This is a genomic window from Acidicapsa acidisoli (genome assembly GCF_025685625.1).
Classification (GTDB): domain Bacteria; phylum Acidobacteriota; class Terriglobia; order Terriglobales; family Acidobacteriaceae; genus Acidicapsa; species Acidicapsa acidisoli.
Genome location: NZ_JAGSYI010000006.1, coordinates 178,974 through 191,665 on the forward strand (window position 1 = coordinate 178,974; position 12,692 = coordinate 191,665).

5 protein-coding genes are annotated in these 12,692 nt (G+C 57.1%); 1 reads left to right on the plus strand and 4 read right to left on the minus strand.

What is annotated here, in order from left to right:
- Positions 1-21 precede the first annotated feature (21 nt).
- Positions 22-3,585, minus strand: coding sequence for a TonB-dependent receptor (locus tag OHL23_RS27120; RefSeq protein WP_263355193.1), 3,564 nt, complete (start codon positions 3,583-3,585; stop codon positions 22-24).
- A gap of 261 nt (positions 3,586-3,846) precedes the next feature.
- Here OHL23_RS27120 and OHL23_RS27125 point away from each other — a divergent pair, with 261 nt between their 5' ends.
- The gene (locus OHL23_RS27125; RefSeq protein ID WP_263355194.1) at positions 3,847-6,039 is read left to right on the plus strand and encodes a winged helix-turn-helix domain-containing protein; all 2,193 of its coding nucleotides are present in this window, start codon (positions 3,847-3,849) and stop codon (positions 6,037-6,039) included.
- A 31-nt stretch (positions 6,040-6,070) separates the two neighbouring features.
- Here the strand turns inward: OHL23_RS27125 and OHL23_RS27130 are convergent, their stop codons facing one another.
- The 3 genes from OHL23_RS27130 to OHL23_RS27140 all read right to left on the minus strand — a co-directional run bounded on the left by OHL23_RS27130 (position 6,071) and on the right by OHL23_RS27140 (position 12,686).
- Complete coding sequence (locus OHL23_RS27130) at positions 6,071-7,975, minus strand: CRTAC1 family protein (RefSeq protein WP_396127431.1); 1,905 nt, start codon at positions 7,973-7,975, stop codon at positions 6,071-6,073.
- 93 nt (positions 7,976-8,068) lie between these two features.
- Entirely contained in the window at positions 8,069-10,537 is a 2,469-nt protein-coding gene (locus tag OHL23_RS27135; RefSeq protein ID WP_263355195.1) for a glycoside hydrolase family 31 protein, read from the minus strand.
- A gap of 166 nt (positions 10,538-10,703) precedes the next feature.
- On the minus strand, positions 10,704-12,686 hold the full coding sequence (locus tag OHL23_RS27140) for a tetratricopeptide repeat protein (protein WP_263355196.1): 1,983 nt from the start codon (positions 12,684-12,686) through the stop codon (positions 10,704-10,706).
- Between the last annotated feature and the right edge of the window lie 6 nt (positions 12,687-12,692).

Sequence of the window (12,692 nt, forward strand, 5' to 3'; positions counted from 1 at the left end):
TGCGACTTCGCGTCCTGGGAGTTAGAAGTTGATCTTGGCGCCGAGCTGGATCACGCGCGGACCACCGGGACCCGCCTGGCTGTAGACGCTGGTGGGCTGACCGTAGTTTGTATCCAGGTTGATGGATTCGGGAGTGTATGTTCCCTGGCCATTCGCCACGGAGTAGCTGGGCAACGTGAAAGTGCCGCCAAGGTCCTTGGAGGCAAAGTTCGAGTGATTGAAGAGGTTGTAAGTCTCGCAGCGAAGCTGGATCGTGCGCTGGCTCTTTTCACCGATGGGGATGTTCTTGAACAGGGAGACATCCCAGGTCTGCATGCCGCCGGTACGCAGCTTGTCAGGCGTCCCGTAATAGGGTTGTCCGATAGCCGGTATGACAGGCTTGCCGTTTGAACCGACCCCGAGGTAGACCGGGGCCAGCTCGCTGTACTGCCGACCGCCATCGAACTGGTTGGCCGGAATCCAGAAAGGCGTCCAGTTGGGGGTGCCGGTCATGAAGTTCGAAACGCCTGAGAGTTGATAGCCATCCGTGGCGTAGGCAATCCAGCGTGGTCCGCCGAGGTGTTTGGCCAGGCTCGGGATGTCGTAGACATAGTTAACCGCGGCGACGTTCCTGCGGTCCCAGGTCGCGACCTGGTAGTTGAGCTTGGGGTTGAAGGGATCGACCCAGCCGTTGTCCGAGGACTCGGTGGTCATTGACTTGGACCAGGTGTAGACCGCGCCCAGCGTCAGGCCGGTGCTGAAGCGGCGTTGGACAGAGGTTTGCAAGCCGTTGTAGTTGGAGGTTCCGTCGAACTTGGTGTACGGAATCTCTCCGTAGCCCCAATACGGAGCCAGATAGTTGGCCGGATAGGCATATTGGCCGCTGAAGCTGTAGCCAGCCGCTGCGTACTCGGGGGGAAGGTTAGGCTCCACGTCCGGGACCACGCCGCCGGGGAAGTTTGCCGGATTCTGCGCGGCCTTGGTGAAGGCGGTTCCATAGGGGATAGTGTTGATGTCGCGGTTGGTCACCAAGTGGCGGTTCACGTTGCCTACATATGCAATGTCGAGGGTAAAGCCGGAGGCGATCTCACGCTGCACGCCGAGGCTGTAGCTGTAGACCGTGGGGATCTGACCGCTGCGCTCCGCACCCTGAATAGCGGTCAGTACGCCGGGTGCGCTCTGGGCTGCCGTCGAAATGCTGTTCAGGTTGAGGTAGGTAGGGGAGGTGATCGTCGGCGTGGTCACTTCCTGCGGATTGTTGAAGGCCGGATTGAAGACCAGGTTGCCTTGTTCGCGGTCGTGCGACATACCGAAACCGCCGCGGAGAACTCCCTTGTGGTCTCCGATCGGGTCCCAGGCAAAGCCGATGCGCGGTTCCGGCATGATGCCGCGGCTATCCCAGCCTCCCTTGGGCAAGGTGCCGTTGGAGGCATAGAGCATACCTTCCAGCTGATTTCCGCTGTTGGGGATCGGGTTGCCGGTTGTCGGGTCGATCTGTATGCCGGCGTTTCTTACGTACGAGGAAGGATCGAACAAGGCGATCTGGTTCTTGGCGTCGTATTGGGGCGGAATGTAGACAAACCGCATGCCGTAGTCGAGCGTCAGGCGTGGGGTAATCTGCCATGTGTCCTGCGCGTAGAACTCAACCTGGTTGTATCGGAAAAAGCCGATCGGCCGGGAACTGGACTGGTCGAAGGACTGGAAGTCGCCCAACAGAGCGCTGGCGTATGGCGAACCGGTGTTGGAGGAGCAGACCGTGTCGCTGTACGCGGTGGCGCAGTTGTTGAAGCTGAATTGGCCGTTTGAGTTGCCCCAGGAGATCTGATCCTTGCGGTTGCGCTGGTAGAACAGGCCGAACTTGAAGGTGTGGTTGGACTTCACCCAGGTCAGGTTGTCATTGACATTGATGGTGGTGTTGGCCTGATACCACGGGGTCGCGCCGAAATAGGACCACGGATAGCTCTGGCCGTTGCCGCCATAGCTGACGTCAGGAATTGAGGTTGTCGAGGTCACCGGATACAACAGCGGCAAGTTGATGTTGTTATCGCCCACGGTGATGTTGCCGTTGTTGCCTGTGGTCGATGAGCGATAGGCGCTGGGACCGACGCTGAGTTCGTTGAGCAGCGAGGGTGTGAGGGTGCTCGTCAGATCGACGGCAAGATTCCAGCCGTTTTGGGTGTTGAGGCAGCCACCTGGAATCTGAACTTCACCGTCGCAGGGCAGGCCAAACGATCCTATCGGACCGGTCGTGGACTGGAAGTTGCCGATCCAGCGAGCGTAGACCCGTTCTCCAGGCGAGATCTGGTAATCCATGCGCCCGATATACTCTTTGCGAGGATTGTTGAACGAGAGCGAGTCGACGCGGTTGTAGGAGTCCTGGCTGAGGCCGTAGCTGCTCACGTTCGGCTCGGCGTAAAGCTTCATGACGGACTCTATGCCACTGTTCAGTTCGGAGGTGGGGATTGTGTTGTTGGCGAATGGAGTAGTGGTTCCTGGCTGATAGATGGTCAGTGGCTGGCCGCTGCTGTTGATGCTCTGTGAGAAGTTGCCGGCCCGCTCCAGATCGGTGGGCACATAGTAGGAGTTTGTCCCCCCCGGCACCAGTTGCTGGTAGAACTCGCTGGAGAAGAAGAAAAAGAGCTTGTCCTTCTTGATCGGGCCGCCCACCGCGACACCTTCCGTGTTGTAACGGTAGAGCTGCTTGGGGATGTCGTTGTGGTTGTTGTACCAGCCGGTCGCGTTCATACCATCGTTGCGGTGAAAGAAGTGCGCGTTGCCATGGAAATCGTTGGATCCGCCTTTGGAAACGACAGAGATCTGGCCGCCGGATGCCTTGCCGAATTCAGCCTGGTAATTCGAAGTGAGAACCTTTACTTCGGAGATGGCGTCGGGGTTGATGGTCACATGGGTGCCGCCGTTGTTACCGGTGTCCACGTTGGAGGTGCCATCGAGGGTGAATTCGTGGGTGTTGGCGCGAGTTCCGTTGATGTTGTAGGAATCGAGGCCACCGGTGCCGGATTCGCCAAACGCACCTACGCCAGCCACGCCGGGCACCAGGCGCATGTAGTCGAGCACGTTGCGGCCGTTCATGGCCACCTGGTCAAGCTGCTTGCTGGTGATCAGGTCCGATCGCTCGCCCGAGTTGTTTTGCACCTGGAGCTGGCCCGTGTCCGCAGTTACCTCGACCGTGCTTGAGGCCGCGCCGACCTGCATCTTGAATACGCCGGCTCCGAGATTGTCTGCCGCGTTCAGAATGACGTCTGACTTATTTATGGTTTCGAAGCCTGCGGCCTCGACCTGAATGGAATAAGTTCCGGGAGGCAAATTAGGTAAGGAAAAACTCCCGTTATTACTGCTGGTTGTGGAACGGGTAATGCCCCTGGTGGGTTCTGAAGCCGTAATCGTGGCCTTGGAAATCGATGCTCCGGTCTGATCCTGAACCGAACCGTAGATCGTCCCTGAAGTCACCTGCGCACGAGCCCACGGACCGAAGCCCAGCATTGCGGTCAGGGCGAGCAACACCCAGAGCGCCGGAGCAGGCCGACGCCCGCGGAATGATCTCTTGAGTCTCTGCATATTCCTTGTATTGCTTGCTGCGTACAACATTCTTCCTCCTTGCGGGTCGTTGAGCTTCCGTATCTCTGATGTTCTGAAGTGCCTTTTCAGCCCTGGTTTTAAGGAGAGCTCTCAGAGTCTTGAGTCAACTGCCCAACGGAACGAACGCTAGCCACGCAGAGTAACGATGGTCTTTAGGTTCGCCGGAGGATGTTCTGATGATTTTCCGATGCCCTGTAAGCATCTGAAAATAAACTAGATAATTAGACTCGTTGCGCGGTGATAAACTTGGATTGTTCAGGTGGAACACTGTTGCATAAGGATTTTTTAATTGGTGAATGGACTGTCAAGCCCGAGTTGAACGCAATCGCCGGTGACTCTGAGACGATTCGTCTAGAGCCCAAGGTGATGAAAGTACTGCTCCATCTGGCCTCGCATCCCGGCCAGGTCGTCAGCAAGGAGAGTCTAATATCCGCCGTCTGGGCGGATACGTTTGTCTCGGACGACGCCCTCACCCGCTGCATCTCCCTTTTGAGGAAAGAGATCGGAGATGACCCGCATACTCCCCGGTACATTCAGACCATCCCCAAGATGGGTTACCGGCTGATTGCCGAGGTGCGCCCAGCCGTTGATCTGCGTCCAGCCGAGCAGGAAACCTCGCTGCGGGCGCTGAAGGAGAGCGTCGAGGATCTCGAACCTGCGGCCCAGCCCGCTATCGAACCTGAGTCCCAACGACTCGAAAATCCTCCTTCTCAGCCTCCATTGGCAAAGCTCAAGAGCATCTGGCTGTTCCTGATTGTCGTCGCTCTCATTTTCGGGGCCGCAATTGCATTTCTGCTTTGGAACACGCATCGCACCTCCCAGCTGGCCTTTCGCGTGGTTCCGCTCACCTCGGAAGCCGGTCAGCAGGACGAGGCTGCCTTCTCTCCGGATGGTTCCCGGATCGCCTTTGTCTGGGCCAGGAGCGGAGCCGGAAGCCGCAACATCTTTATAAAGCAGATCGGCAGCGAAACGCTGTTTCGGCTAACCGATGGAAACGAAATGGATTATTCTCCAGCCTGGTCCCCCGACGGAACACAAATCGCATACCGGACCGTCTCCGACCATGGCCTCGGAGTTTACCTGGTTTCCAGCCTCGGTGGACCGGCGCAAAAGGTCCATTCTCTGTTGGGATTGGTCCGTGAGGAACAGGGCGGGCTATCCTGGTCGCGCGATGGCAAGAGTCTGATCTTCGCGGACGGATTCTCTGCCAATTCGCCGTCCTCGATTTATGAGTTGTCGCTGGACACGATGCAAGCGCGTACCATCACCACACCGCCGCGCGCCTGGGACGGCGACTTGAGTCCGGTCTTTTCGCCAGACGGACGCAAGATCGCGTTTCTGCGTGGAATCGAAGGTTCGGTTCGTGATATTTTTCTGATGCCCTCTTCCGGAGGAGAGCCCCGCCAAATCACCCACGACGAGAGAATGATCGACAGCCTGGTCTGGGCTCCGGACAGTAATTCGATCATCTTTTCTTCCGATCGGGGCGGAAAATTCGCTTTGTGGAAGGTTTCCGTTCGGGGCGGCGAACCCGAGCGGCTGCCTGTGGGAGATGAAGATGCATATCAGCCGGCTATATCGGGCTCGACCCATCGCCTGCTCTATACGGAGAGTTCGGCAACATGGAGTATCGTCGGCGTTCCGCTCAAGTCCAATGGGCAAGCCGGTAAGCCTGTGCCAGTGATCTCCTCGACGGAACAGGATTCCGCACCCTTTTTTGCGCCCGATGGCTCCCGCTTCGCTTTCCAGAGTTGGCGATCCGGCGCTCAAAACGTGTGGATTTCTTCTCGTGACGGACTCAACCTTCTGCAGCTCACATCCTCAGGGTTTGAGCTGACCGGCAGCCCGTCTTTTTCTCCGGATGGCCAACAGGTCGCCTTCGACGGTCGGCCCGACGGACATTCGCATATTTTTGTCGTACCATCCGCGGGCGGTTCGCAAAGACAACTGACATACGGCAATTCCAACGACATTCTGCCCAGATGGTCAGCGGACGGGCAGTCGCTCTATTTTGCTTCCAACCGCAATGGCAGTTGGCAATCGTGGAGGGTCGCTGTTCACGGAGGGCAACTTCAGCAGATCACTACGAATGGCGGTTACCTGGCCATGGAGTCGCCCGATCGGCGCTGGATTTACTACACGAAGAGCGATGCACCCGGAATCTGGCGGGTATCCATCGCGGGCGGGCCTGAGGCGCAGGTCTTGTCTCAACCCAGAACCGGCTACTGGGGTTATTGGAGCATCACCAGTCATGGTATCTATGTGCTGGATGACGATCAGATGACGCCACGAATTGTGCTGGCTGATCCAGCCAGCGGAAAAATCACTCCCGTGATCACGCTGGACCAACAGCCTCCTCCATATGCAGGCATCAGTGTAAGCCCCAACGAAGATGAACTGCTCATTACCGACGAGCGCAATGCCGGCAGCCATATCACACTGGTTGAGGATTTCGCCAGATGAGCGTGACTGCATTTCTGGCTGACTTCCGGCGTTACGGCTTGGCGTTCTTATTCGAATGCTCGGAACCAGGCGCAGCTTCCACCATGCAGGACGAGCCTCCGCACAATGCTGCGGTGATCCCTTTAGCTTCGGTAATGGTGTAAATTCGATCCTCGGCAGGCAGTTTTACCAACTCTTTCGCGCCGGACGGCCAGTGAATCTCCGCAGTTCCTGCATCGGTTGCGTCGCCCAAACCGAAGTGCAATCGCCGGTCGCTGGCTGAAATATAACTTCCACTGGCCAGTACATCCTGACGCATGCGCATGCCGTTGGCCTTGAGATAAACTGTAGCGCATGTGGCATCACGCGGACTTCTGGTCCCTCCTACGAGCTTGATCTCCACCCAGTGATGATGGTCCGGATTGATGTTTCTGAGCAAAACCGGCGCCCCATCGATCGGGTTGACGATCACATCGATCTTTCCATCATTGAAGAGATCTCCGAAGGCTGCTCCGCGCGCTGGAATTACATCCGCAAGCCCCGACCCTGTGACCGGAGGAATGTATTCAAACCTCCTTCCCTTTCCGTCCGGCACATTGCGAAACAACAGCGGCCGCTCGGCAAAGGTTGTGCCCCAGTTGTGCTGATCTACCTGGGGATAGACATGGCCGTTCACCATGAAGAGATCTAGCCAGCCGTCGTTGTCGTAATCGATAAAACCATCGCCCCAGCCTACAAAAGGAATCGTCGTCTGCGCCACGTCGGCTTTGTAGCTCACGTCTGTGAAGCTCGCATTGCCGTCGTTGTGGTAGAGCACCTTGTAGTCGTCGCCGAAGTCGGTCACGAAAAAATCGATCAGCCCATTGTTCTCGTAGTCGCCCGCGGCAATGCCCATCGATGCGATTTCCTGCCCATCCTTATTCAGCGCGACTCCAGAGATGTAGCTTTGATCGTCAAAGGTCCCATTCCCTTGATTGAGATAGAGATAGTTTGGCTCCGAGTCGTTGCCCACCACCAGGTCCGGCTTGCCGTTTCCCTTGAGGCTCACAAAGATCGCGGTAAGTCCGTAATAGCGGTTCTTGTCCTCGACGCCGGCCTTCGTGGTTGTTTCTGTAAAGGTTCCGTCGCCGTTGTTATGGAAGAGATGGTCGGGTTCGCCAGCGAGGCCGCGTGGACCGCAGTTGACATTCGCGCCGCGATACAGACAGCTTGCATATCCGACTGCTTTGGTTCCGGCGACTGGTAAGTTATCCCGGTCGAGATGCACATACCCTGTTACGTACAGATCCAGCAGACCATCCCCGTCATAATCCCCCCAGGCGGAGCCGGGCGACCAATTGCCCAGCGCTACTCCGGACTTCTCCGCAACGTCAGTAAATGTGCCGTCGTGGTTATTGTGGTAAAGGCGATTCTTCCCATAGTTGCCGACGTAGATATCAGGCCAACCGTCGTTGTCGTAGTCCGCAATGCTCACGCCGTAACCCCATCGGTCATTGGTCACGCCTGCCAGCGCGGCCACATCCGTGAAAGTACCATCGTGGTTGTTGCGGAACAGCGCGGCATGGAGCGGTGTCTCCTTGCCATCCATTGCGTCAAAGGTAGAGCCATTGACCAGGTAGATGGAGAGCCAGCCGGAATTGTCGAAGTCTATCAATCCGACGCCAGAACCGTTGGTCTCAACGATGAACCTCTTTTCAGGCACTCCCATTTTGTGGGTCCAACCCGAGAGCCCGGCTGCTTTGGTGATGTCCGCAAAGACTACCGTGCCATGGTCAACAAATCCGCCCGCCGTAATCGGGCGCTTCTGTTCGTCATACACAGCGGGAGCACCGATGCCTCCCGCTATGCCGCTTGTACTCGGCCCAGGCGGGGGTGGTGCTTGTTGTGCCGGAAGTCCACAGGTGGCGAGGAGATTAGCAACTACGATATTCAAGAGCAATCCGCGGTTACGGAGCAACGAAGATCCTCCACGGCTCGAAGTGTATCGCATGCATGGGATTATGTGTCATTGTCGCAATGCTTCGTAAATGCGATTGGTGAGTCCGGAGGGTCATTTACCAGCAAGCACGTCAATGTTCGCTCCTGTGCCACCATCCGTAATGAAAAAGCTCAGGCTATGCGATTTAACTTCGATGCGTTCCGAAACCCTCCTTGAATTGACAAATATCTCATCCTGATCGCGAGACAAGCCGTATATCTCGACTTGAATTTCCTTCCACCACGCGGGATAAGAACCCTCATGCGAGCCGATCTTCAGATGCATGCCTTCGGCGTCCCTCTGGCAGTTGAACTTCATACGCAGATACGCTCCATGCTGGAAGGCGTACGTCTTGCCGTCATCCTGATACACCTCGCCGGTGCAGTTGTCTCCGGCATAGACTCGCAGCGTGAGGGCGCCTCTGGGTATCTCGTTTGTGCTTTGAGTCACAGGGGCGATGGGCAAGATCGAACCCGCGCGAACATAGACAGGAAGCTGAGCTGGATCGGGAGTGACACGGGCGGAAAGCGGCACGCTCGGACCGGTAGGCACCGATGGACTCGAAGTGTCCGGCGATGGCGGAGCAGGAGCCGGGATCTTTGCGCCGGTCCAGAAGTCGTACCAGTCGCGCGACGGAAACTCGATGGAATAGCCATCTCTTTCATCCAAATAGGGTGGGGGCGCGATGAGCAGATCGGCGCCAAGGAGAAACTCGCCGGACGCGTTGTTATCGATGTCGATCGGGTGACGATCCGCGAAGGCATCTGGAAACTCCAGGAACAAGGGGCGCAGCATCGGAAGCCCGGTCCGCGAAGCTTCCTCGGCCAGCGTATACAGGTAAGGCATGAGTTGATATCTCGTATCGATGAAGCGGCGGCGGATTGCCTCTTGATCCGACCCACCAACCCAGGGCTCCTGGTCGCCGGTTCCCTTCTCGGTGTGATCGCGGTCGATTGGCTGAAACGCGGCCACCTCAAACCATTTCGTCAATAACTCTGGGCTGGGCGTTCCAGCGTACCCTCCCACATCGGCTCCGCTGAATGCGAAGCCGCTCAAACCAAGATTTTCAAGCATGGGCGTTGCGAGGCGAAGATGGTTCCAACTGCTGCTGTTATCTCCCGTCCACGTGGCCGCATATCGCTGTCCTCCCGCATAGGTGGCCCTGGTGAGAACGAACGGGCGGGAATTGGGATCGAGTTTCAGGAGGCCGTCGAAGGTCGCTCTCGAGTTCTCCATGCCGTACACGTCGTGGATCTCGGCATGCGTCGCGGTCCGCGCTGCGAAACCAGGCTCGTCGATGCGATGCACAGCGTTTTCCGGCATCGTCAAGTTGGGAGTGTCGAAGACGGATGGCTCATTCATATCATTCCAAAAACCATCGATGCCGTCTCTGTGAAGGTCACGATAGAGCGTGCCCCACCATGCGCGCGTTTGCTGACGCGTAAAGTCGGGGAATACGCTAGGACCTGGCCAGACGCGTCCCGTAAAAACTGAACCATCGGGATTCTTCACGAAGTGGTCGCCTGCGATGCCGCTGTCGTAAGGAAAGTAGTTATGTGCCGGAACATTAGCTATGTGAAGGTCAGTGATGGCTACGACGTGGAAGTTAATTGCTTTAAGTTGAACAACCATCCCTGCAATATCTGGAAACGCTACGCGGTTGACAGTGAAAGGACGATTCCTGTCCTGAAAATCGATGTCGAGATAGATAGCGTCGGCAGGAATCGAATCGGCTCTGAGCCGGTTTGCAACTTGCAGTACGCGAGATTGGGACATGTAGCTATAACGTGACTGTTGAAATCCAAAGGCCCAAAGCGGCGGGAGCGGCGGAGTTCCTGTAAGCCAGGCATAGGTTTCGATAACCTGCCTGGGAGCAGGGCCGTAGAACAGGTAGTAATCCAACGGTCCGGCGGAAGCACCAAAAGAATAAATATCGGACGACTCCTTGCCGAAGTCGAAGCTCGTGCGCCAAGTGTCATCTAATAAGACGCCGAGCGCGGTGCCAGCGCGAAACGTCATGAAGTAGGGAATGCTCTTGTACAGAGGATCGGTCGATTCCTGAAACCGATAGGCATCGGTGTTCCAGAGAGTGAAGGCTTCGTTGCGCCGGTCGAGAGGACCGGTCTTGTCCCCGAGACCGAAATAATGTTCGTCTCGCGGCATGGATTTGTATACGCGGAATGCGTCTCCGTCAAAGCGGACCGGGCGTGCATCCTGCTGCAGAACAGCGTCAGACAGATCGCGGACTACGAGTTGAAGCGTACTCCTGTCGATTTCCACGGCCAGGGCGCGGGTGCGGAAGCCGAAGTGATCGGCATTCGTTTCCATCGTTACAGGTACGGCGCTGTGTCGCGCGGTTGCCAGAACGGCCCAGGATGCATCTTCCGGAAAGGAAGTGCCGCGAGCATAGGTTACGCGCAACACATCATCGCGTAGGGCGACGATTCTCTCGCGTAAGTCTCCCGCTTGAACTTCGATGCCGTTGACCAGCGGAGATACGGTCGAGGTCGGGTTGAGAGCGCGCGAATCGGGCTGAGGCACGATTGACTGAGACCTGCCGATCAGAGGCATTTGGCATATTAGGCATAGTACGAACAAAACTACGAGACGTGTCGCAGGGAAAGAGCGGCGCCTGAGCATTGCGACTCCTGAATTGACGTGGTTTCGATGACGTGTTGGCGAGGATGCGTTGGAAGATCGTACATTCCTAGGGTCTTGAAGTATCACCAGGATTGGCCTCCAACGAGGAAAGATCGGGATCTTCGATTTTCTTCACACCCCGGTCGCGCCGTTGTTGCTTGATCGTTTTCATTTCATCGAGCGCGATGGCAGCGTCCTTGGCGTCGCCAATCTGGCAGTATAGCTGCGCAAGCAGGTAATGAACAGATCCGTTTTCATCACTCGTGACGCCCATCTTCAATTGGTCGATCGCATCCTGAGTTCTGCCGGTTTCCGCGTACACCTTGCCGATCAGTGCATGCACATGACTGAGCATCTGTGGCTTCGCGTTGAGGCTTTTTCTCAGGAACGGCTCTGCTTCCGCGAACTGATACTTCCCCACCAGAGTCTCCGCCATGAGAAGGTTCAACTCGGGATCCTCCGGAATGTGCTGTAGTGCTGTCCGCGCCGTCTCCATTGCCTTATCGAGATTGTTATTGCTGAGATAGGCTGAGGCCAGCCCGAGCAGGGCCGCCGGGTCACCGGGAGTTATGTCGAGCGCCTTACTGTATTCGACTTGCGCGTCATCGAATCTTTCAAGCTGGTCGTAGATATCGCCGAGAAGAATGTGGCTTCGGGCCGAATCCGATTCCAGTTGCTGGAAGCGGGCGAGAGATTGCAGAGCAAGCCGCTCATTGGCTCGAATCGACCAGTAGAGCGCTTCGGGTGATTGTGGCAGCAATGCTTCCAAAGCGGCCGCGGCGCGGACAGCGCGCTCGTTGTCTCCAGCAAAGTATGAGCAGGCTGCAAGCAGGCGAAGCTCGTCAACTCGCCCATGGGCTGGTGTGGTGGCGAGCGCGGGACTGAGCACCTTCGCGCATAGCTCAAATTTTCCTGCCGCGTAGTACGCTTCCGCGGTGCGGCTGCCTGTGGAGACAGGCTCTGCCTTTACGGGCGCGCTCGATTGGCGATCGCCAAGGATTTCATTCGAAGGCTGTCCGTCGCCGTTCATTGCTGCCAGCAATGCGCTTTGCAGGTCAGACGGCACGGCTGTACCCGGCTGAGAGATGTATCCGGCAAAGTGGGTTGCCGCATCCGTGGGCAGGTCTTCCATGAGGATGTGCTCGTTCGAAATGACAAAGCCATGGTCGCGTTCCCATAACTCCTGCAGCAGCTTCACCGCTTGCTCATTGCCGTCATTTTCAATTGCAAGGCGCGCCTCTCCGAGGAGAGCCTGGCCGCACTCCGGATGCGCTGCGCGCTCGTCGGCAAATTCTGTGGCTGCCTCTGTCGCATCGTGATGCCTGAGAAGGGCGAAGCCCAGCTCTGAATGGATGCAGGGAGGTTGAGGCTGGGAGGTGAACAGGCTTCGATAAAGGCTAGCAGCCTCGCCGAATCTTGCCTGCTTTTCCAGCGACTCGGCATAAAGTGCTCCGGAATAAGGAGAATCTTTAGCAACGGTGGACATCTTGAGAGCGTCGGCTTCCACCTGGTTCAGCCGGTCAATCCCAAGCGAGAACCAGGCTTGGCCGAGCTTTGGATCAAGCGCCGTCGCACGCTCAAACTCTTTCGCCGCGCTGGAAAATCTGCGGACCGCGAAATAAGCGCGCCCCAGTGCAAGAGGCGCCTGCGGATCGGCGCCATTGATCTTCTCCGCTTTGATCAGAAAAGGAATCGCTTCGCGCGCTTTACCGGTGCGCACATAGTCGATTCCAAGGAAGAGATTGGGAACGTACAAGGCCGGATTGAGACGGTTGGCCTGCTGCAAGCTCGAGATCGCTGCGGGATAGTCTCCGGCCAGATGCTCGACGAGTCCGAGATTGGCCCATAGTTGCGGCACGTCCGCACGAATCTTCACTGCCTGTTTATAGTCGTGTACAGCAGCGACATAGTCATGCGCGGCCTGGGCCTGCTGCGCTGCGGCCACGGCCGACTCAAGAGCGGAAGCCGGTTGCGGCTGGCCAGACCCAGGTACGGGTTTGGCCAGCACAACCAGAAGAGCCAGGAACATCCATTTGGTGCTGTTATTCACGTGAAT